Origin of the sequence: Oceanibaculum sp. (assembly GCF_022449305.1) — a bacterium.
GTDB lineage: Bacteria > Pseudomonadota > Alphaproteobacteria > Oceanibaculales > Oceanibaculaceae > Oceanibaculum > Oceanibaculum indicum.
This window is the reverse complement of record NZ_JAKUSO010000031.1, coordinates 1-21,222: the sequence shown is the minus strand read 5'-3', so window position 1 is coordinate 21,222 and position 21,222 is coordinate 1. Positions and strand designations below refer to the sequence as shown.

The 21,222-nt window shown below is 63.6% G+C and carries 22 protein-coding genes; 2 read left to right on the top strand and 20 right to left on the bottom strand.

Going from position 1 to position 21,222, the window contains the following annotated elements:
- Positions 1-48: 48 nt before the first annotated feature.
- The gene (gene rpiB / locus MK313_RS10830) at positions 49-486 is read right to left on the bottom strand and encodes a ribose 5-phosphate isomerase B (protein ID WP_008943623.1); all 438 of its coding nucleotides are present in this window, start codon (positions 484-486) and stop codon (positions 49-51) included.
- Between the two features lie 403 nt (positions 487-889).
- Between rpiB and MK313_RS10825 the strand changes: the two genes are divergently transcribed.
- A complete protein-coding gene (locus MK313_RS10825) occupies positions 890-1,333 on the top strand; it encodes a MucR family transcriptional regulator (RefSeq protein WP_040706662.1) in 444 nt (147 codons plus the stop codon).
- A gap of 140 nt (positions 1,334-1,473) precedes the next feature.
- Here the strand turns inward: MK313_RS10825 and MK313_RS10820 are convergent, their stop codons facing one another.
- Positions 1,474-1,692 carry a DUF6898 family protein gene (locus tag MK313_RS10820; protein ID WP_121218015.1) on the bottom strand — a complete coding sequence of 73 codons (219 nt, stop codon included), beginning with the start codon at positions 1,690-1,692 and terminating at the stop codon, positions 1,474-1,476.
- A 197-nt stretch (positions 1,693-1,889) separates the two neighbouring features.
- Here MK313_RS10820 and MK313_RS10815 point away from each other — a divergent pair, with 197 nt between their 5' ends.
- The gene (locus MK313_RS10815; protein WP_008943626.1) at positions 1,890-3,110 is read left to right on the top strand and encodes an acyl-CoA dehydrogenase; all 1,221 of its coding nucleotides are present in this window, start codon (positions 1,890-1,892) and stop codon (positions 3,108-3,110) included.
- A 49-nt stretch (positions 3,111-3,159) separates the two neighbouring features.
- Here MK313_RS10815 and MK313_RS10810 read toward each other — a convergent pair whose 3' ends face one another.
- The 18 genes from MK313_RS10810 to MK313_RS10725 form a co-directional block, all read right to left on the bottom strand.
- Positions 3,160-3,528, bottom strand: a complete 369-nt coding sequence (locus MK313_RS10810) for a hypothetical protein (RefSeq protein ID WP_156816182.1) — start codon at positions 3,526-3,528, stop codon at positions 3,160-3,162.
- A gap of 417 nt (positions 3,529-3,945) precedes the next feature.
- A complete protein-coding gene (locus MK313_RS10805) occupies positions 3,946-4,488 on the bottom strand; it encodes a DNA-3-methyladenine glycosylase I (RefSeq protein ID WP_287781519.1) in 543 nt (180 codons plus the stop codon).
- 14 nt (positions 4,489-4,502) lie between these two features.
- Entirely contained in the window at positions 4,503-4,736 is a 234-nt protein-coding gene (locus tag MK313_RS10800) for a DUF1467 family protein (protein WP_008943629.1), read from the bottom strand.
- Between the two features lie 10 nt (positions 4,737-4,746).
- Positions 4,747-5,151, bottom strand: coding sequence for a methylmalonyl-CoA epimerase (mce, locus tag MK313_RS10795; protein WP_121218021.1), 405 nt, complete (start codon positions 5,149-5,151; stop codon positions 4,747-4,749).
- Between the two features lie 41 nt (positions 5,152-5,192).
- A complete protein-coding gene (locus MK313_RS10790; RefSeq protein WP_287781515.1) occupies positions 5,193-6,935 on the bottom strand; it encodes a ribonuclease J in 1,743 nt (580 codons plus the stop codon).
- The gene (locus tag MK313_RS10785; protein ID WP_008943632.1) at positions 6,932-7,705 is read right to left on the bottom strand and encodes a type III pantothenate kinase; all 774 of its coding nucleotides are present in this window, start codon (positions 7,703-7,705) and stop codon (positions 6,932-6,934) included. The genes MK313_RS10790 and MK313_RS10785 overlap by 4 nt, the downstream gene beginning before the upstream one ends.
- Before the next feature lie 14 nt (positions 7,706-7,719).
- Complete coding sequence (locus MK313_RS10780) at positions 7,720-8,463, bottom strand: biotin--[acetyl-CoA-carboxylase] ligase (RefSeq protein WP_287781495.1); 744 nt, start codon at positions 8,461-8,463, stop codon at positions 7,720-7,722.
- Complete coding sequence (nuoN, locus tag MK313_RS10775; protein ID WP_287781493.1) at positions 8,460-9,923, bottom strand: NADH-quinone oxidoreductase subunit NuoN; 1,464 nt, start codon at positions 9,921-9,923, stop codon at positions 8,460-8,462. The genes MK313_RS10780 and nuoN overlap by 4 nt, the downstream gene beginning before the upstream one ends.
- An 18-nt stretch (positions 9,924-9,941) precedes the next feature.
- The gene (locus MK313_RS10770; protein WP_040706610.1) at positions 9,942-11,459 is read right to left on the bottom strand and encodes an NADH-quinone oxidoreductase subunit M; all 1,518 of its coding nucleotides are present in this window, start codon (positions 11,457-11,459) and stop codon (positions 9,942-9,944) included.
- Between the two features lie 3 nt (positions 11,460-11,462).
- Entirely contained in the window at positions 11,463-13,394 is a 1,932-nt protein-coding gene (gene nuoL, locus MK313_RS10765; RefSeq protein WP_287781490.1) for an NADH-quinone oxidoreductase subunit L, read from the bottom strand.
- 6 nt (positions 13,395-13,400) lie between these two features.
- The gene (gene nuoK, locus MK313_RS10760; RefSeq protein ID WP_008943637.1) at positions 13,401-13,709 is read right to left on the bottom strand and encodes an NADH-quinone oxidoreductase subunit NuoK; all 309 of its coding nucleotides are present in this window, start codon (positions 13,707-13,709) and stop codon (positions 13,401-13,403) included.
- A gap of 5 nt (positions 13,710-13,714) precedes the next feature.
- Positions 13,715-14,329: an NADH-quinone oxidoreductase subunit J gene (locus MK313_RS10755; RefSeq protein WP_008943638.1), complete on the bottom strand. Its 615-nt coding sequence runs from the start codon at positions 14,327-14,329 to the stop codon at positions 13,715-13,717.
- 88 nt (positions 14,330-14,417) lie between these two features.
- Complete coding sequence (gene nuoI, locus MK313_RS10750) at positions 14,418-14,906, bottom strand: NADH-quinone oxidoreductase subunit NuoI (protein WP_008943639.1); 489 nt, start codon at positions 14,904-14,906, stop codon at positions 14,418-14,420.
- 123 nt (positions 14,907-15,029) lie between these two features.
- Positions 15,030-16,040: an NADH-quinone oxidoreductase subunit NuoH gene (gene nuoH / locus MK313_RS10745; RefSeq protein WP_008943640.1), complete on the bottom strand. Its 1,011-nt coding sequence runs from the start codon at positions 16,038-16,040 to the stop codon at positions 15,030-15,032.
- Positions 16,033-18,108 carry an NADH-quinone oxidoreductase subunit NuoG gene (gene nuoG, locus MK313_RS10740; RefSeq protein ID WP_287781485.1) on the bottom strand — a complete coding sequence of 692 codons (2,076 nt, stop codon included), beginning with the start codon at positions 18,106-18,108 and terminating at the stop codon, positions 16,033-16,035. The genes nuoH and nuoG overlap by 8 nt, the downstream gene beginning before the upstream one ends.
- A gap of 21 nt (positions 18,109-18,129) precedes the next feature.
- Positions 18,130-19,422, bottom strand: a complete 1,293-nt coding sequence (nuoF, locus tag MK313_RS10735; RefSeq protein ID WP_287781483.1) for an NADH-quinone oxidoreductase subunit NuoF — start codon at positions 19,420-19,422, stop codon at positions 18,130-18,132.
- A complete protein-coding gene (nuoE, locus tag MK313_RS10730) occupies positions 19,422-20,087 on the bottom strand; it encodes an NADH-quinone oxidoreductase subunit NuoE (RefSeq protein WP_287781481.1) in 666 nt (221 codons plus the stop codon). The genes nuoF and nuoE overlap by 1 nt, the downstream gene beginning before the upstream one ends.
- Positions 20,084-21,222: NADH-quinone oxidoreductase subunit D (locus MK313_RS10725; RefSeq protein WP_287781479.1), on the bottom strand; the 1,139-nt coding region annotated here is incomplete at its 5' end. The genes MK313_RS10725 and nuoE, both read right to left, overlap by 4 nt.

The window sequence follows — 21,222 nt, the reverse complement described above, 5'->3', positions numbered from 1 at the left end:
GGAGTGAGGGCATAGCCGCCGGCAGGGCGGCTTGTCCAGCCTTGTAACCTATGGTTTCGCGAGCTTGGCAACCCGCCCTTCATGGCGGCCGCCGGCAAAGGGTGTTTCAAGGAATGCCTTCAGGCAACCCTTGGCCACTTCCTCGCCCACGATGCGCCCGCCAAGGACCAGAACATTCGCGTCATTATGCTCGCGCGACAGCCGGGCGGTGGTCACATCCTGGCACAGCGCCGCCCGGATTTCCCGGTGGCGATTGGCCGCAATGCTGATGCCGATACCGGTACCGCAGACCAGGATGCCACGTGAAGCCTTCCCCGCCTTGATCGCCTGCGCCAGCTTTTCGGCATAGTCAGGATAATCGACCGAGGCGGTATCGTCGGTCCCCAGGTCGAGCGGCGCATATCCCAGGGACTCCAGCTCAAGCTTCAGAACGCCTTTCAGCGCGAAGCCGGCATGGTCGGATGCAATCGCGATGGTCTCGGTCATGAATGTCTTTACAGGTCCGTGTCGAATTCGCGGCACACCCAAACCAAAGGATTGCCGCGCCTATATGCGATGGACACTACCATATGTCCGGCATCCCTGCCAGTCCACCACAAGGACTATTCAGGAATGGGCCATGCGCAGGCGCGGGAGGCATTATCGCGAAAAAATCACGCGGCCCCCTTGCCACAGGAGGCAACGCCTACAAATGACTAGGTGAAGAATATTGTCTGTAGAGTAATTTTTAACCTTTATTAACCAGATTCCTGACTGTGATTTTTATTCTTAAAGCACTGCATGCTCGCTTTGAGAAAATTTCAATTTGATTATTGCGCATCGCAATTGACATAGACTATATGGAACGTATAAATATCAAATTTTACAAAACTTAACGATGGATGTGGAGATGAACCCAGAGACCGCGCCAGAAAGCGTCACGGCAAACGAACTTCTGAAAATGACAAGCGAAGTCGTGGCTGCTTATCTGCGCAATAACCCTCTGCCCGCCGCGCAAGTGTCCGAGATCATCGGCACAGTATACAGTTCGTTGCGCGCCCTCAGCGACCGGAATGGCGAAATGCCGGCCGAGCCGTTAAAGCCGGCAGTGGCCATCCGGAAGTCCATCGGTGACGACTACATTATCTGCCTGGAAGACGGCAAGAAGCTGAAGATGCTGAAACGTCACCTGCGCACCAACTACAACATGACGCCGGACGAATACCGGGCGAAATGGAACCTGCCGGCTGACTATCCGATGGTGGCGCCGAGCTATGCCAAGCAGCGCTCCGCCTTCGCCAAGAAGATTGGTCTCGGCAAGAGCGGCAGCCGGGGACGACGCGCCAGCGCCTGATTGCCTGCTTGCAGCGTTACAGATAACCCGCCAGGCCCGTCCAAGCGCGGGTGATCAGGGGGCATGTCAGCCTTAAGTGGCAACAGCGCCAAGGGGCAAGCGTCATGTGCAGACGGCTCCGCATGCTGGCAAACCGGCTCTCAGACGACGAGGCCGCCCCGCCCCCCTTTTTCCCTTTTTTCCATGACGAAGCGCAGCTTGCGCAGCACGGCGTGACGGAGGGCCGCCTCGCCCCGCTGCGGGTCGCCCACGATGGAGACCTCGACCAGAGTCCTGGGATCGATGGCGCTGACCTTCACATAGGCGCCTACCGAATAAAATTCGATGATCACGCTGTTCTCGTCGAAGCCGGTCTTCATGCGATCCCGTCAGGTCAATCCGTCAAAAGCGGGCGACCAATATATCCCAGTTTTCCGCCCTCGGCACGCGCGCTTCATGGCGTTTTGCCGCAACCCAACCATATATATGGAGATTCCGGGGTTGCACGCTATGTTCGTTTGGTGAACAACTCTGTTCCGCATTTCAACGGTCCTTTCGAGCTACCGGAGTAACGACCATGACCGCGCAGGCCGCCACCGCCATGAAACCCGCCGCCGGCAAGGCGCATCGCCCCAGCTTCTCCTGGGAAGATCCGCTGCTTCTCGACGATGCGCTGACCGAGGATGAGCGCATGGTGCAGGACGCCGCGCGCGCCTTCTGCGAAGAAAAGCTGATGACCCGTGTGCAGGAAGCCTTCCGCCACGAGGTCTTCCACCGCGAGATCATGAACGAGCTGGGCGAACAGGGCTTCCTCGGCTCCACCATCGATGGCTATGGCTGTGCCGGCGTGAACTATGTCTGCTACGGCCTGGTCGCCCGCGAGGTCGAGCGTGTCGATTCCGGCTATCGCTCGGCGATGAGCGTGCAGTCCAGCCTGGTCATGCATCCGATCCATGCCTATGGCAGCGAGGCGCAGCGCCAGAAGTACCTGCCGAAGCTGGCGACCGGCGAATGGGTCGGCTGTTTCGGCCTGACAGAGCCGGATCACGGCTCCGATCCTGGCAGCATGAAGACCCGCGCCAAGAAGGTCGATGGCGGTTATGTCATCTCGGGCGCGAAGATGTGGATCACCAATTCCCCGATCGCCGACGTCTTCGTGGTCTGGGGCAAGACCGAGGATGGCGTGATCCGCGGCTTCATCCTGGAAAAAGGCATGAAGGGCCTGTCGGCCCCAAAGATCGAGGGCAAGTTCAGCCTACGTGCCTCCATCACCGGCGAGATCGTGATGGACGAGGTGTTCGTGCCGGAAGAGAATTTGCTGCCGAATGTCGAGGGGCTGAAGGGCCCGTTCGGTTGCCTGAACAAGGCGCGCTACGGCATTGCCTGGGGCGCGCTGGGCGCCGCCGAGTTCTGCTGGCACGCCGCCCGCCAGTACACGCTGGACCGCAAGCAGTTCGGCCGGCCGCTGGCCGCCAACCAGCTGGTCCAGAAGAAGCTGGCCGACATGCAGACCGAGATCACGCTGGGCCTGCATTCCTGTCTGCGCCTGGGCCGCCTGATGGATGAGGGCCGCGCCGCGCCGGAGATGATCTCGCTGCTGAAGCGCAACAATTGCGGCAAGTCGCTGGACATCGCCCGCGTCGCCCGCGACATGCATGGCGGCAATGGCGTTTCCGACGAATATCACGTCATCCGCCATGTGATGAACCTGGAGGCGGTGAACACCTACGAAGGCACCCATGACGTGCATGCGCTGATCCTGGGCCGCGCCCAGACCGGCCTGCAGGCCTTCATGTAAGCCTTCCGGCATAGCTAGTGGAAAGGGCGGCCTTGTGGGGCCGCCCTTTTTATTTCGCCGGCTTGGGCAGCGGCAGCGGTGGCAGGCCCAGCGCGGCGCGGCAGGCCGCCTGAACCGCGAGCGCCTCGTCCCTGCTCACAGGCTCACCATTGAAGCGCATGGCGCCATCACGATCCACCTCCAGCGTGCCGATGCGCGCCTCGGGCTTGAACAGCCTGGAATCGGATGGCAGGCCATAGCGCTTCTGCAGCTCGACCGTTATGTCGATGGCAATGGTATCGGGAATCCGGATGGCGCTGCCGCCGGACAGATCCGCCGGGGCCACCTTCCGGCCATAGGCATCGACGCCAGGCTGATAGGCCACGCCTGCATCCGGCCGGTGCTGGACAGCGCCGGAGCAGACATCTCCCTGAACCATGATCTCCGTCGCCATGGCCGGACCGGCCGCAAGCATCAGCCCGATGGCAGCGCCGGAAGTGAGGAGATTTGAAAGGGCAAACCGCATGGACGAAATTCCACTGTCTGGCATTTGCATCTAACATGCAGAAAGTTGATGACTCAGTGAAATCTATTTTGTAGCCTGAGCGGCACAAAAAAAGACCGCGCCGCTGTTAAGCGGCACGGCCCAAGTTTAGGGAGGAATCGCCACCAGGCGTCGGTCGAGAGGCCATAACAGCCTCAAACGACCTGAGAAAAAATATGAATTGTGCATTGCACTATGGCAAGAGCAAACCCGCTCTTGCCATTATTTTTTGCCTATTTTGCTGGCAGTTTTGGCATTTGCGAAGATTGTGATCGCCGTTTGCCTAAATAATACGCACTCGATAATGCGACTCTATCGCGACTGACACTTCCAGGGCGGATTTGCCGCCAGGATCAGCGCCTGAATCGGGCAGTTATCCCGGTGCGCGCCGGGCAGATAGCCGGTGCTCATCAGGAACTCGCCGACAATCTCGCCGCCGGTGAAGCGGAAGGTCTTCTTGAACAGCTTCACCCACCCCGCCTTGTCCAGCGGGTGGTGTGTATCGAGCCAGCCGCCGAACGAGCCATGGCTATCCTGCATGCCGCAGATAATGCCGGCATTATGGATGATGGCATCGATCTTCAGCCGGTTGCGGATGATGCCGGCATCGGCCAGCAGGCGCGTCCGCTCAGCCTCGCCATAGCGGGTAACGACCGCCGGATCGAAGCCCTCGAAGGCAGCGAACAGGGACGGCCGCTTCTTCAGCGTGATTTCCCAGGACAATCCTGCCTGCATGATCTCCAGCGCCAGCCGCTCGAACAGCACCTTGTCGTCACTGACGGGGAAACCGTATTCCGTATCGTGATAGCTGGCATGGACCGGGTGCCCCGGCGCGCTGTCGCAATAGCCTGACATCGCCCTTAAGCTCCCTATTGCCGGAAGGAATAGAAGTCGGACGATACGATCCAGTAGACCACGGCCCAGATCACCGCGGCGATGACGCTAGTGATCAGCGCCTTGCGCACCAGCATCGGCTTCACCGGTGCGCTGGCGGCATGCCCCGTCTCCGGCTTGTCCGGCGTCTTCACGCCGACCGGCAGCATCATGAAGAAGACGATCCACCAGGCGATGACGTAAACGACGATTCCCGATGTCCAGTACATTCCCGTTTCCTCAAGCCTGCTCGATTTCGACCAGCGTGCCGTGCATATCCTTCGGATGCAGGAACAGCACCGGCTTGCCATGGGCGCCGATCCTCGGCTCGCCATCGCCCAGAACCCTCAGCCCAGCCTCCGCCAGGCGGTCCCGCGCGGCGTAGATATCCGCGACCTCATAACACAGATGATGCATGCCGCCCGACGGATGCCGCTCCAGGAAGGTGCTGATCGGGGAGCCCTCCCCCAGCGGATGCAGCAGCTCGATCTTGGTGTTCGGCAGCGTGACGAACACCGTGGTCACACCATGTTCCGGCATATCGAGAGGCTCGGAAACCTCGGCCCCAAGGATGCCGCGATAGCTCTCCGCCGCCGCCGCCAGATCGGGCACGACAATGGCGACATGGTTCAGCCGGCCGATCATGCGTTGCTTCCGTCTTGTCTCATGATCCGATGATAGGTCCGCTAGTTCAGCCTGACCACATGCACATCGGTCACCGGCTTGCGCCCCAGCTCCTCGTTCAGCGCCCGGCGCACCGCGATCCGCACCGCCTCGGCCACCGACGCATCGTCGCGCCGCGCGCCCGACTGCATCGCCTCGACCGTATCGGCCGCCAAATCCAGGATATCGTCGCAGGCCGGATCATCGACCTCCAGCACACCATGGAAGCTGCCGACAGGGTCGCTGCGCAGCCGCCCGGCCTTGTCCAGCACCAGCGTCAGCGTCACAGCACCACTGTGCATCAGGCGGTGGCGGTCCCGCAGCACCGGGTCGCCCAGCCGCACCAGCCGCTTGCCGTCTAGCGCAAGGCGGCCGTTATAGACCTCGTCCACCCGCTCCGCCGGCCCCGGATAGAGCCGGATGACATCGCCATTGGCGACGACCAGCGCTTCCGGCACCTGGCAGTCGCGCGCCAGCCTTGCATGCTCGATCAGATGGCGGCTCTCGCCATGCACCGGAATGGCGATCTGCGGGCGCACATGCTGGTACATGCGCACCAGCTCGCCGCGCGCCGGATGGCCAGAGACGTGGATATCGTCATTCTTCGCCGTCACCACCTCGATGCCGCGGCGGATCAGCGCGTTCTGCACCCGGGCGATGGATTTCTCGTTCCCCGGAATCACCCGCGAGGAGAAGATCACCGTATCCCCGCCTTCCAGCGTGATGTGCGGGTGGCTGTCGCCGACGATGCGGGACAGCGCGGCACGCGGTTCGCCTTGGCTGCCGGTGCAGATCAGCAGCACCTTGTCGCGCGGCAGGAAGCCCGCATCGTGCTCGCTCAGGAACTCGATGCCCTTCAGATAGCCATTCTCCTTCGCCGCCGAATTCATGCGCCACAGGGAGCGTCCGATCAGCGCCGGATGACGGCCATTTGCCTCGGCCACCTTCGCCATGGTCTCCAGCCGCGCCACATTCGAGGCAAAACAGGCAACCGCGACTCGGTTCTTGAAGCGCCCCACCATCTCGATCAGGTTCCGGCGCACATCGGCCTCTGATCCCGCCTCGCCTTCGCGGAAGACGTTGGTGGAATCGCCGATCATCGCCAGCACCCCCTCCTCGCCCAGGTCGCGCAGGCGCGCCTCGTCGGAGGTCGGGCCGACCAGCGGGTCGGGGTCGAATTTCCAGTCGCCGGTATGCACCACCGGCCCGGCCTCGCCGGCGCGGATCACCAGCGCGTTCGGCTCCGGGATCGAATGGGTCAGGGTGATCAGCTCGATCTCGAACGGCCCGACCTCGAAGCTGCCGGACATGGGCACGACATGCACCGGCACCTGCTTGCCGAAGTCGGTGTCCTCCAGCTTGCGGCGCAGCACGGAGGCGGTGAAAGGCGTGGCGTAGATCGGGCAGCGCAAACGTTGCCAGAGATAGGGCACCGCCCCCAGATGATCCTCATGCGCGTGGGTCAGGATCAGGCCGCACAGCTCGTCCACATGCTCGACGATGAAAGTCGGGTCCGGCGTGATGACCTCGATCCCCGGCATCGAATCGTCGCCGAAGGTCACGCCGCAATCGACCATCAGCCACTGACCCTTGTGGCGGTAGAGGTTGAGGTTCATGCCGATCTCGCCGGCGCCGCCAAGCGGCAGGAAGTACAGCCCCTCGTCGTCTGGATCGAGATAATCGGTGACGACACCATTACGGGCCGCACTCTTCAGGGCCGCGCCATTGACCGGCGCGGCGGCGTTCTTCTTCTGTTTTTTCGTCATGCCTGTCTGTTCAAGCGGTTCACAATGACCATGCCCTTCATCGTCAGGTCCTGGTCGAGAATGTCGAAGATGCCGGTCGCATCGGCGAAGACCGGTACCAGCCCGCCGGTCGCGATAACCTTCATGGGCTGGCCGAATTCGTCACGGATACGCGCCACAAGCCCCTCAATCAGCGAGATGTAGCCCCAGAAGATGCCGGACTCGAAACAGCCAACCGTGGTCGAGCCAATCACCTTCTCCGGCCGGCGCACCGCAACGCGCGGCAACAGGGCTGCTGCCATGCGCAACGCCTCGATCGAAAGGTTGATGCCCGGCGCGATGACCCCGCCGCAATAATTGCCGTCGGCATCGACCACGTCGAAGGTCGTGGCGGTGCCGAAATCGACAACGATGGCGGGACCACCGTAGAAATGGTGCGCCGCGACCGTATTGACCAGACGGTCGGCGCCAACTTCTTCCGGCCGGTCCACCTTGGCGACCGTGCCCTTCTTCACCGAGGCGTCGCCATAGACCAGCGCATCGCGCCCGAAATAGGCGCGGCAAAGCTGCCGAAGGTTATAAAGCGTGTCCGGCACGACGGAGGCGATGAGGCATTCCGTCACATCGGCGGGCGTCTTGCCTTTCAGCGCCATCAGCTGGATCAGCCAGATCGCATATTCGTCCGCCGTGCGCTTGGCATCGGTGCCGATGCGCCAGGAGCCGATCTCCCGGTCATCATCATACAGCGCGAACTTCACGTTGGTGTTGTTGGAGTTGATGGCCAGCAGCATGTCCGCTCCCCCTCCTACCGCGCCAGGAAGACGTCGCCGGCGGTGATCCGGCGCCGCCCGTCCGGCTGTTGCAGCAGCAACGCCCCGTCCCCGTCGAGATCGGCAAACACGCCCTCAAGGGTGCTGTCCGGCAGCCGCACCTGGATCGGCGCGCCAAGGCCGATGGCATCGCGCAGCCATTCCTCGCGGATCGCCGCGAAGCCATGCGTCCGCCACAGGCTGTCCCAATGGCCGAGCGCCTGCAACAGGGCGTCACGGGCCGCCAGAACGCCGGGGTCCGCTCCCTGGGCTGCGAGGCTGGTTGCCGGGCGCTCCGAGTCCGTCGGGTAATGCGCGAGATTGATGCCCTTGCCGTGGTTCAGATATTCGACATCGCCGCCGCTGACCGGGCCTGTTTCCAGCAGGATGCCGGAAATCTTCAGCCCGTCCACCAGCACATCGTTCGGCCATTTCACCGCTACCGGCACGTTGTCGGGCAGGAACCGGCGCACCAGATCGCGAACCGCCAGCGCGGCGATGAAGGACAGCTGGGCCGCCTGTCCCGCCGGGCAGGAAGGCCGCAGTATCGCGGAGAGATAGAGATTGCCCGGCGGCGATGCCCAGGCACGGCCGCGCCGCCCCCTGCCCCCCAGCTGCTCCTCGGCTGTCACCGCCGTGCGGTCAGCCGCCCCCTGCCGGGCAAGGGCATGCGCCTCGTCATTCGTGCTGCCGACGCTGCCGAGGGCGACGACCTCGAAGCGCGGACCAGCCTCGATCATCCCGGGAAGAGCGCCGCCGCCGCCTGTGCGGCCCCGTTCAGGATCGGCGCCGGCCACAGGAAAAACAGCAGGGTGAACAGGCCGCTGACTGCGATCACCGTACCGAGTTCACGGCGGACCGGGCTGTCCAGCTCCTCAACCGGCTCGTCGAAATACATCACCTTCACGATGCGCAGATAGTAGAAGGCGCCAACGACGCTGCTGACCACGCCGATGACGGCGAGGATGTACAGGCCGGCCTCGATGGCGGCCAGGAACACGTACAGCTTGCCGAAGAAGCCGGCCAGCGGCGGAATACCCGCCATGGAGAACATGAAGATGGTCAGGGCGACCGCCATCATCGGATGGGTGCGGGACAGGCCCGCCAGGTCAGAGATGTTCTCCACCAGACGGCCCTGCTGGCGCATGCACAGGATGACGGCGAAGGTGCCGACATTCATCACCAGATAGATCGCCATGTAGATCAGCACGCCGCGCACGCCGACCTCGCTGCTGGCGGCCAGGCCGACCAGCGCATAGCCCATATGACCGATGGAGCTGTAGGCCATCAGGCGCTTGATGTTGGTCTGCATGATGGCGGCCAGCGCGCCCAACACCATGGAGCCGATGGAGATCAGCACGATGATCTGCTGCCACTGGCTGGCGATCTCGCCAAAAGGCTCCACCATCACCCGGCAGAACAGCGCGATGGCGGCGAATTTCGGCGCGGAGGCGAACAGCGCGGTCACCGGGGTCGGTGCGCCCTCATAGACGTCCGGCGTCCACATGTGGAACGGCACAGCGGAGACCTTGAAGGCAAGGCCAGCCGACAGGAACACGATGCCGACGATCAGGCCAACCGACGGCTCGCCGCCCAGCGCCTGCGCCAGAACCGCGAAATCGGTGCTGCCGGTGAAGCCATAGATCATCGAGCTGCCATAGAGCAGCATGCCCGAGGACAATGCCCCCAGGACGAAATATTTCAGGCCTGCCTCGGTGGAGCGCAGCGAATCGCGCCGGAAGGCTGCCGCGATATAGAGCGACAGGCTCTGCAGTTCGAGGCCGACATAGAGCGACATCAGATTGTTCGCCGACACCATCATCATCATGCCGACCGTGGCGAACAGGATCACCACCGGATATTCGAAGCGCGCCGCGTTCTCGCGCTCCAGATAATCCATCGACAGGATGACCGCGACCGCCGAGCCCAGCAGGATGAACAGCTTGGCGAACAGCGCGAAGGAATCGGCGACGAACATCCCCTCGAAGGCGATGACCTTGCCGCCCCAGCCGGCGAAGATATAGAGCAGCACCGCGGTGACGGCGAAGCTGGCCACGGTCAGCCAGGACAGGCTGCGCAGCGACCGGTTGCCCTGGAACACGCCCAGCAGCAGCAGCGCCATGCCGGCGCAGGCCAGGAAGATTTCCGGGATTGCCGGTCCGAGCACGAGGCTTCCGAGCACAAGGGTTGTGTCTTGCATGTCCGTTTGCCCCGTCCCTTACCGTACCGCCACGGAGGTCGCCTGGCCGGCAGCCAGCGCCGTCTCGTAATTCTGGATCAGATTCTCGACCGACACCGCCATGACGTCCAGGAAGGTCGAGGGGTAGATGCCCATCCACAGCACCAGCACGATCAGCGGCGCGAACATCGCCTTCTCGCGCCAGTTAAGGTCCAGCATCGCCTTCACATCGTCCTTGTCCAGCACGCCGAACACGACACGCCGGTAGAGGTAGAGCATGTAGGCCGCGCCCAGCACCACGCCGGTGGCCGCCAGGAAGGCGATCCAGCTGTTGGTCATGAAGGCGCCGGTCAGCACCAGGAACTCGCCGACGAAGCCGCTGGTGCCCGGCAGGCCGACTGAGGCCAGCATGAACACCATGAACACCAGCGCATAGCGCGGCATGTTGTGGACGAGGCCGCCATAGCGCGCGATCTCGCGGGTGTGCAGCCGGTCATAGACCACGCCGACGCACAGGAACAGCGCGCCAGAGACGATGCCATGGCTCAGCATCTGGAAGATCGCGCCCTGCAGCCCCTGCATGGTGGCGGTGAAGATGCCGATGGTCACGAAGCCCATATGGGCGACCGACGAATAGGCGATCAGCTTCTTCATATCCTCCTGCGCCAGCGCCACCAGCGAGGTGTAGATCACCGCGACGATGGACAGCGCGAACACCAGCGGCGCGAAGAACTCGCTGGCTTCCGGCATCATCGGCAGGCTGAAGCGGATGAAGCCGTAGCCGCCCATCTTCAGCAGCACGCCAGCCAGGATCACGGAGCCCGCCGTTGGCGCCTCGACATGGGCATCCGGCAGCCAAGTGTGCACCGGCCACATCGGCACCTTCACCGCGAACGAGGCGAAGAAGGCCAGCCACAGCCAGTGCTGCATGCCCGCCGGGAAGCCGTGCGCCATCAGCGTCGGGATGTCGGTCGTGCCGGCATCGAAATACATCGCCAGGATGGCCAGCAGCATCAGCACGGAGCCGAGCAGCGTGTAGAGGAAGAACTTGAAGGCGGCATAGACGCGGCGCGCCCCGCCCCACACCCCGATGATGATGAACATCGGGATCAGCACAGCCTCGAAGAAGATGTAGAACAGCACCAGGTCCAGCGCGCAGAACATGCCGACCATCATCGTCTCCAGGACGAGGAAGGCGATCATGTACTCCTTCACGCGGGTCTTGACCGAATCCCAGCTTGCCAGCACGCAGATCGGCGTCAGCAGCGTGGACAGCAGCACGAAGAACATCGAGATGCCATCGACGCCCATATGGTAGCCGATGCCGAATTCCGGCATCCAGGCGACCTTCTCGACCAGCTGGAAATCGGCGGTGGAGCTGTCGAACTCCGCCCAGATCATCAGCGACAGGGCAAAGGTGATGAGAGAGGTCCACAGTGCCATGTTGCGGGCATTGCGGGCCACCACCTCGGCCTCGCCGCGGGTCGCCAGGATGAACAGCGCGCCCACCAGCGGCAGGAAGGTGACGAGCGAGAGCAAGGGCCAGCTACTGGTCATGGGTCAGGCCATCCGAGAGAACACGTACCAGGTCACCAGCACCACCACGCCGATCAGCATGGCGAATGCATAGTGATAGAGATATCCCGACTGCAGCAGCGCCGTGCGCTGGGCCAGCAGGCGTGTGGTCAGCGCCACGCCGTCAGGGCCGAAACCGTCAATGATCCTGCCGTCGCCCTGCTTCCACAGTACGCGGCCGATCCAGCGCACCGGGCGCACGAACAGGAAGTCGTACAGCTCGTCGATGTACCATTTGTTCAGCAGGAACAGGTACAGCGGCCGCCACTGGTTGGCCACGGCTTCCGCCGTGCCCGGACGCAGCATATAGACGTAATAGGCACCGCCGATGCCGACCACACCGGCCAGGATGGGCAGCAGCTTCACCCACAGCGGCACATGGTGCGCGGCCTCGATCACGTCGCGGCCTTCCATCACGAAAATGGAGGCACCCCAGAACGCCTCGCGGCCATCGCCGACGAAGGATTCATAGCCTACAAAGCCGGCGAAGATGGCACCGATGGCCAGCACGATCAGCGGGATCGTCATCACCTTCGGCGATTCGTGCACATGCTCCATCGTGTGATGGTCGGCACGCGGCTTGCCGTGGAAGGTCAACAGCAGCAGGCGCCAGGAATAGAACGCGGTCAGCACGGCCGCCGCAATGCCCAGCCAGAAGGCGAAATGCCCAATGGGCGTGCCCGCCGCAAAAGCCGATTCTAGGATCATGTCCTTGGAATAGAAGCCGGCGAAGAAGGGCACGCCGGCCAGCGCCAGCGAGCCGATCCACATCAGCCCGTAGGTCAGCGGGATCAGCTTCCAGATGCCGCCCATCTTGCGCATGTCCTGCTCGTTCGACATCGCATGGATGACCGAGCCGGCGCCGAGGAACAGCAGCGCCTTGAAGAAGGCGTGCGTCATCAGGTGGAAGATCGCCGCCGAATAGGCCGACACGCCGATGGCGAAGAACATGTAGCCGAGCTGCGAACAGGTCGAATAGGCGATCACCCGCTTGATGTCGGTCTGCGTCAGGCCCACGGTCGCCGCGAAGATCGCCGTGATCGCGCCGAGGAAGGTCACCACCTCCAGCGCCATCGGGGCGTATTCGAACATCGGCGACAGGCGCGACACCATGAACACGCCGGCGGTCACCATCGTCGCGGCATGGATCAGCGCGGAGACCGGCGTCGGGCCCTCCATCGCGTCCGGCAGCCAGGTGTGCAGGATGAACTGCGCCGACTTGCCCATCGCGCCGACGAACAGCAGCAGGCAGACCGTGGTCAGCGCATCAAGCTGCATGCCCAGGAAGTTGATCTTCTGACCGACGGCGCCGGGAGCGGCCTGGAACAGCTCGTCGAACACCACCGTGTCGAACAGCAGGAAGCAGCCGAAGATGCCCAGCATGAAGCCGAAATCGCCAACGCGGTTCACCAGGAACGCCTTGATGGAGGCGTCGTTGGCGGAATCCTTGTGGTACCAGAAGCCGATCAGCAGGTAGGAGGCAAGGCCCACGCCTTCCCAGCCGAAGAACATCTGCACCAGATTGTCGGCCGTCACCAGCATCAGCATGAAGAAGGTGAACAGCGACAGATAGGCCATGAAGCGCGGGATCGAATGATCATGCGACATGTAGCCGATGGAATAGACATGCACCATCGACGACACCACGGTGACGACGATCAGCATGACCGCGGTCAGCGTATCGACGCGCAGCGCCCAGCTGACGTCCATCGCGCCGGACTGGAACCAGGTGAACAGCTCCACCGTCCGGGCATTGCCGCCCAGTGCCACGTCGATGAACACGACGATGGACAGCGCCATCGACACCAGCATCAGCGCGCAGGTGACGAGCTGCGCCGCGCGGTCACCGATGATACGGCCGAAGAAGCCCGCGATGATGGCGCCCAGGAGGGGCAGGAAGACGATTGCGGCAAACATCCCGGATCAGCCCTTCATCATGTTGACGTCTTCGACTTCGATCGAGCCGCGGTTGCGGAAGAACACGACCAGGATGGCAAGGCCGATGGCCGCCTCCGCCGCCGCGACCGTCAGCACCAGCATGGCGAAGATCTGGCCGACCAGATCGCCCATGAAGCTGGAGAAGGCGACCAGGTTGATGTTCACCGCCAGCAGCATCAGTTCGATCGACATCAGGATGATGATGACGTTCTTCCGGTTCACGAAGATGCCGAAGATACCCAGCGTGAACAGGATCGCCGCCAGCGTGAGGTAATGGGACAGTCCGATTTCCATGGCGCTTACACTCCCCCGCCGGTCGGCACCTTCACGGTCGCCACCACATCCTCGGGGCGGCGCGCGTTCTGCTCGGCGATGGACTGTTTGCGCACGCCCTCGCGCTGGCGCATCGTCAGCACGATGGCGCCGATCATCGCGATCAGCAGCACCAGACCCGATGCCTGGAACAGATAGACATATTTCGTATACATGACCTGGCCGATGGCCTCGGTGTTGCTGACCTCGGTCATGGCCGGTGTCGGCAGCGCCGACAGCTGTGTCATCTCCGGCGCCATGATCCAGGTCCCGAAGATCAGCCCCAGTTCGACCAGCAGGATCACGCCGATCAGCCCGCCGATTGGCAGGTACTGCAGGAAGCCTTCGCGCATCCGCACGAAGTTGATGTCCAGCATCATGACCACGAACAGGAACAGCACCGCGACCGCACCGACATAGACGACGACCAGGATCATCGCCAGGAATTCCGCCCCGATCAGCACGAACAGCCCGGCGGCATTGAAGAAGGCCAGGATGAGATAGAGCACGGAGTGCACGGGATTGCGCGAGGCGATGACCATGACGGCCGACGCCACGGTAATCCCCGCAAACAGATAGAAGACTAGCGCCTGGATAATCATCAAGCCCTCGATTGGTGCCCCCGGATGCGGCCGAACATGGCCGCCCCTCCCTCAGTCAAAACCCCATGCCGTCCCGACGGCCGCGTCCTCAGCGGTAAGGCGCGTCCACGGTCAGGTTCGCCGCGATCTCGGCTTCCCAGCGGTCGCCGTTCGCAAGCAGCTTGTCCTTGTTGTAGAACAGCTCCTCGCGGGTCTCGGTCGCGAACTCGAAATTCGGTCCCTCGACGATGGCATCCACCGGGCAGGCTTCCTGGCAGAAGCCGCAATAGATGCACTTCGTCATGTCGATGTCGTAGCGCGTGGTGCGCCGGCTGCCATCCTCGCGCGGTTCCGCCTCGATGGTGATGGCCTGCGCCGGGCAGATCGCCTCGCACAGCTTGCACGCGATGCAGCGCTCCTCGCCGTTCGGATAGCGGCGCAGCGCATGCTCGCCCCGGAAGCGCGGGCTGATCGGCCCCTTCTCATAGGGATAGTTCAGCGTCACCTTGGGCTTGAAGAAATACTTCAAGGTCAAGGCCATGCCGGAGACCAGCTCCGTCAGGAGCAGCGCGCGGGCATTTCGATCAATGAACGCCATGCAGTCCGTCCCTCAAATCCCTTCCTTGGCGGGCAGCCCGTAGCCGGGTCTGCCCCTCGAACCCCAAATCACCCCCCGGTCCGGCGGCGCCTACCATAGTCGCCACCTGCCGGATGACAAGCCTCACTTCGGCAGCCAGTCGAAGGCCACCAGAACACCCGCCGTCAGCACCACCCAGAGCAGCGAGAACGGCAGGAACACCTTCCAGCCGAGACGCATCAGCTGGTCGTAGCGGTAGCGCGGGAACGTCGCGCGCACCCACAGGAACACGAACAGCACCGCGCAGATCTTCAGCACGAACCAGATCGGCCCCGGCACCCAGTTGAACGGCGCGATGTCGAACGGCGGCAGCCACCCACCCAGGAACAGGATGGTGGTCATCGCGCTCATCAGGATCATGTTCGCGTATTCTCCGAGGAAGAACAGCGCGAAGCTCATCGACGAATATTCGACGAAATAGCCGGCCACCAGCTCCGACTCGCCTTCCGGCAGGTCGAACGGCGCGCGGTTGGTCTCCGCCAGCGCGGACACGAAGAAGATCACGAACATCGGCAGCAGCGGGATGGCGAACCACACCGTCTCCTGCGCGCGCACGATGTCCGACAGGTTCAGCGACCCGACGCACAGCAGCACGGTGATGATGACGAAGCCGATGGACACCTCGTAGGAGACCATCTGCGCCGCCGAGCGCAGCGCGCCCAGGAACGGGTATTTCGAGTTCGACGCCCAGCCGGCCATAATGATGCCGTACACGCCCAGCGAGGAGATCGCGAACAGGTACAGGATGCCGACATTGATGTCGGCGATCACCATGCCGTCGCCAACCGGGATCACAGCCCAGGCCACCATCGCGAGGATAAAAGTCAGCATCGGCGCCATGATGAAGACGACACGGTTGGCGCCCGCCGGCAGGATCGTCTCCTTGGCGAACAGCTTCAGCCCGTCGGCCAGCGGCTGCAGCAGGCCGAACGGGCCGACCTTGGCCGGGCCGGTGCGCAGCTGCATGCCGGCGATCACCTTGCGTTCAGCCAGCGTCAGATAGGCCACGGCCACCAGCAGCGGCACCACGATGGCCAGGATCTGCGCCAGAATGATGATCAGCGGCAGTACATAGCCGTCCCAGAACTCAACCATGGGTCCCCGTCATCCCCTGCTCGTCGCCCGCATTCTTCAGCACGAAGGCCTCGGTGCACTTCGCCATCGTCGCCGAGGCGCGGCTGACCGGGTCCGTCATGTAGAAATTCCGGATCGGATAGGCGATGGCCGTATCCTCGATGCTGCCGGCGGCACCGAACGCGCCCCACTCGCCAGCCTCGGCATGTTCCACCCGGGCGAAGACCGGATGATCCGCCACCAGCTTCTGGCGCAGCTCGATCAGCGAGTTGTAGGGCAGGGTCTTGCCCAGCCGCTCCGACAGGGCGCGCAGGATCTTCCAGTCCTCGCGCGCCTCGCCCGGCGGGAAGGCCGCCATCTTGCCAAGCTGCACCCGCCCCTCGGTATTGGCGTAGAGGCCTTCCTTCTCGGTATAGGCCGCGCCCGGCAGGATCACGTCGGCGACATGCGCGCCACGGTCGCCATGATGGCCCTGATAGATCACGAAGGCGTTCTTCAGCCTGTCGGTGTCGATCTCGTCGGCGGCCAGCAGATAGACCGTCTCGATCGCACCCTTCTCAGCGCCTTCCAGGATGCCGGCGACATCCCTGCCGCCTTCGCCCGGCACGAAGCCGAGATCGAGGCCGGCAACGCGTGCGGCGGCCGTGTGCAGCACGTTGAAGCCGTTCCAGTCCTCGCGGACCATGTTCAGCTTCTCGGCGATTTCCCGTGCGGCCGCCAGGATCGCAGCGCCGTCGGCGCGGGTCCGCGCCCCCAGCCCGACCACGATCAACGGACGATCCGCCCGCTTCACCACCTTGGCGCAGGCGAGCTTGCCGGAGACGGACTCCGACAGGATGGCCGGGCTGTCGCCCAGGAACTCAGCCTTGTAGGTCAGGTCCGCCGGCGCGCCGATGGAAGCCACCTTCAGACCGCCAGCCAGCCAGCGCTTGCGAATGCGCGCATTCAGGATCGGTGCCTCGGTGCGCGGGTTGGTGCCGAGCAGCAGGATCGCATCCGCCTGCTCGATGCCGGCGATGCCGGTATTGAACAGGTAGCCGGCGCGCGGGCCCGCAGTCAGCTTCGTGCCATCCTGGCGGCAATCCAGGCTGGCAGCCCCAAGCGCCGTCATGATGCCCTTCAGCGCATACATGGATTCGGCATCGACCGTATCGCCGGCAATCGCCGCCAGCTTGGTGGCCGGGGTCGCGCGCATCCGGTCGGCAACCGCCAGCAGCGCCTCGTCCCAGCTCGCCGGCTGCAGCTTGCCATTCACGCGGACATAGGGCGTATCCAGACGCTGGCGCTTCAGCCCGTCGCAGGCATAGCGCGTCTTGTCGGAAATCCACTCCTCGTTCACATCCTCGTTCAGGCGCGGCAACACGCGCAGGACCTCGGAGCCGCGGCTGTCCACCCGGATCGCGGAGCCGACCGCGTCCATCACATCGACGGTCTCGGTCTTCTTCAGCTCCCACGGGCGCGCCACGAAGGCATAGGGCCGCGAGGTCAGCGCACCGACCGGGCACAGATCGATCACATTGGCCGACAGCTCAGAGGCCAGCGCCTTTTCGAGGTAGGTGGTGATCTGCATGTTCTCGCCGCGATAGACGGCGCCCAGATCGTCCACGCCCGCCACCTCGCTGGCGAAACGGATGCAGCGCGTGCAATGGATGCAGCGCGTCATGATCGTCTTGATCAGCGGGCCCATATGCTTGTCGGTGACCGCGCGCTTGTTCTCGTGATAGCGGCTGTCGCCCAGGCCATAGGCCATCGCCTGGTCCTGCAGGTCGCATTCGCCGCCCTGATCGCAGATCGGGCAGTCCAGCGGATGGTTCGCCAGCAGGAATTCCATGACGCCGTTGCGCGCCTTCTGCACAACTGGCGTATCGGTCTTGATGACCATGCCGTCAGCGGCCGGAAAGGCGCAGGAAGCGATGGGCTTCGGTGCCTTCTCCATCTCCACCAGGCACATGCGGCAATTGCCGGCGATGGACAGGCGCTCGTGATAACAGAAGCGCGGCACTTCCTTGCCGGCCACTTCGCAGGCCTGCAGCACGGTGGCCCCGGCAGGGACCTCGACTTCGATGCCGTCGACGATCAGTTTCGGCATGGATATTCCCCTACCCCTATCCTACTCGGCGGCCCGGGCGGAAACGCCGCCCTTGCGCGCATGGATACGCCGTTCCATCTCCGGCCGGAAATGCCGGATCAGCCCCTGGATCGGCCACGCCGCGGCGTCGCCCAGCGCGCAGATCGTGTGCCCCTCAACCTGCTTGGTGACGTCTTCCAGCATGTCGATCTCGCCGATATCCGCCTCGCCGCGCACCATGCGCTCCATGACGCGCCACATCCAGCCCGTGCCCTCGCGGCACGGCGTGCACTGGCCGCAGCTCTCATGCTTGTAGAAGTAGGACAGGCGGGCGATGGCCTTCACGATGTCGGTGGACTTGTCCATGACGATGACCGCCGCCGTGCCGAGGCCGGAGCGCTTCTCGCGCAGCGTGTCGAAATCCATGAACAGCTCGTCGCACTGCTCGGCCGGCAGCACCGGCACGGAGGAACCGCCGGGGATGACCGCCAGCAGATTGTCCCAGCCGCCGCGCACGCCGCCGGCATGCTTTTCCAGCAGCTCGCGCAGCGGAATGCCCATCTCCTCTTCCACATTGCACGGCTTGTTCACATGGCCGGAAATGCAGAACAGCTTGGTGCCGGTATTCTTCGGCCGGCCCAGTCCGGAGAACCAGGAGGCGCCGCGCCGCAGGATGGTCGGCACCACGGCGATGCTCTCGACATTGTTCACCGTCGAGGGGCAGCCATAGAGGCCGACCGCCGCCGGGAACGGCGGCTTCAGGCGCGGCATGCCCTTCTTGCCTTCCAGGCTCTCGATCAGCGCGGTTTCCTCGCCGCAGATATAGGCGCCGGCACCGCGATGCAGGTACAGGTCAAAATCCCAGCCGGAGCCGGCAGCATTCTTGCCCAAAAGGCCGGCGTCATAGGCCTCGTCAATGGCGGCCTGCAGGCGCATCGCCTCGTTGTAGAACTCGCCGCGGATATAGATGTAGGCGGTATGCGCGCCCATCGCGAAGCTGGCGATCAGGGCACCCTCGATCAGCTTCTGCGGATCGTGGCGCATGATCTCCCGGTCCTTGCAGGTGCCGGGCTCCGATTCGTCGGCGTTGATGACCAGGTAATGCGGGCGCGGCCCGATCTCCTTGGGCATGAAGGACCATTTCAGGCCGGTCGGGAAGCCGGCGCCGCCGCGGCCGCGCAGCCCCGATTCCTTCACCTGGTCGATGATCCAGTCACGGCCCTTGGCGATGAAATCCTTGGTCTGATCCCAGTCGCCGCGCTTGCGGGCAGCCGCCAGCTGCCAGCTTTCCTGACCGTACAGGTTGGTGAAGATGCGATCTTCGTCCTTCAGCATCAGACACTCGCCTCATCGCTATCCGAAGTATCGGCCTTCTTCTTGCCGGCCTTCTTCGCTGGCTTCATTTCCAGAAGCGTGGTCGGACCGCCTTCCGGCGCCGAGAACTGGCGGCCATTCATCGGCCCTGCCGGCGGCACCTCGCCGCGCGACAGCTGATCGAGCAGCTTCTCCGTCGTCTCGGCGGTCATGTCCTCGTAGAAATCGTCGTTCACCTGCAGGATCGGCGCGTTGGCGCAGGCCCCCAGGCATTCGACCTCGACCATCGAGAACTTGCCGTCCGCCGTCACCTCGCCGAAATCGATCCCCAGCTTCCGGCGGCAGGTCTCCACCACATCGTCGGAACCGCGCAGCCAGCACGGCGTGGTGGTGCAGAGCTGCAGGTGGTAGGTCCCGACCGGCACCAGATGGAACATGGTGTAGAAGGTCGCGACCTCCATCACCCGCATCGGCGCCACGCCCAGGATCTCCGCGATATGCTCCATCGCTGCCTGCGGCACCCAGTTGTCGTTCTGGCGCTGCGCCAGGTCGAGCAGGGGCAGAACGGCAGAAAGCTGGCGGCCTTCTGGATACTTGGCGATGATCTTCTTGACCTGCGCCATGTTCTCCTTGGTGAAGGAGAAGCTGTCGGGCTGCTGCACCGTGGCGGTTGGCGCGGCGCTCATCGGTCGATCTCCCCGAAAACGATGTCGAGCGATCCCAGGACCGCGACGGAATCGGCCAGCATGTGTCCCTTGCACATGTAGTCCATGGCGGCCAGGAACGGGAACCCCGGCGCGCGGATGTGGCAGCGGTACGGCCGGTTGCTGCCATCGGCCACCAGATACACGCCGAACTCGCCCTTCGGCGCCTCGACCGCCGTGTAGGTCTCGCCCGCCGGCACGTGATAGCCCTCGGTATAGAGCTTGAAGTGATGGATCAGCGCTTCCATCGACTGCTTCATCTCGCCACGCTTCGGCGGTGCCACCTTCCGGTCGGTCGTCTTGACTGGGCCTTCCGGCATTTTTTCAATGGCCTGGCGCATGATCTTCAGGCTTTCACGCATCTCCGCCATGCGTACCAGATAGCGCGCGTAGCAGTCGCCCGTCTTGCCGATCACCACGTCGAAATCCATGTCGGCATAGGCGTCGTAGGGTTGCGACTTACGCAGGTCCCACGGCACGTTCGAAGCACGCAGCGACGGGCCGGAAAAGCCCCAGGCCTGCGCCTCCTCTGCCGACATGATGCCGATATCCACGGTGCGCTGCTTGAAGATGCGGTTCTCGGTCAGCAGGCTCTCGATATCGTCAATGACCTTCGGGAAGGTCTCGGTCCAGGCCAGGATATCGTCGGCCAGGCCCGCCGGCAGGTCCTGATGCACGCCGCCCGGCCGGAAATAGGCCGAATGCAGGCGCGCGCCGCAAACCCGCTCATAGAACTCCATCAGCTTCTCGCGCTCCTCGAAGCCCCAGAGCAGCGGCGTCATGGCACCGACATCGAGCGCGAAGGTGGTGATGTTCAGAAGGTGGTTCAGGATGCGGGTGATCTCGGCATAGAGCACGCGGATATACTGGCCACGCGCCGGCACCGTGATGCCCAGCAGCTTCTCGACCGCCAGCGCATAGGCATGCTCCTGGCACATCGGCGAGACGTAATCCAGCCGGTCGAAATACGGCACCGCCTGCAGGTAGGTCTTGTACTCGATCAGCTTCTCGGTGCCGCGATGCAGCAGGCCGATATGCGGATCGGCACGCTCGATGACCTCGCCGTCCATCTCCAGCACCAGGCGCAGCACGCCGTGGGCGGCCGGATGCTGAGGGC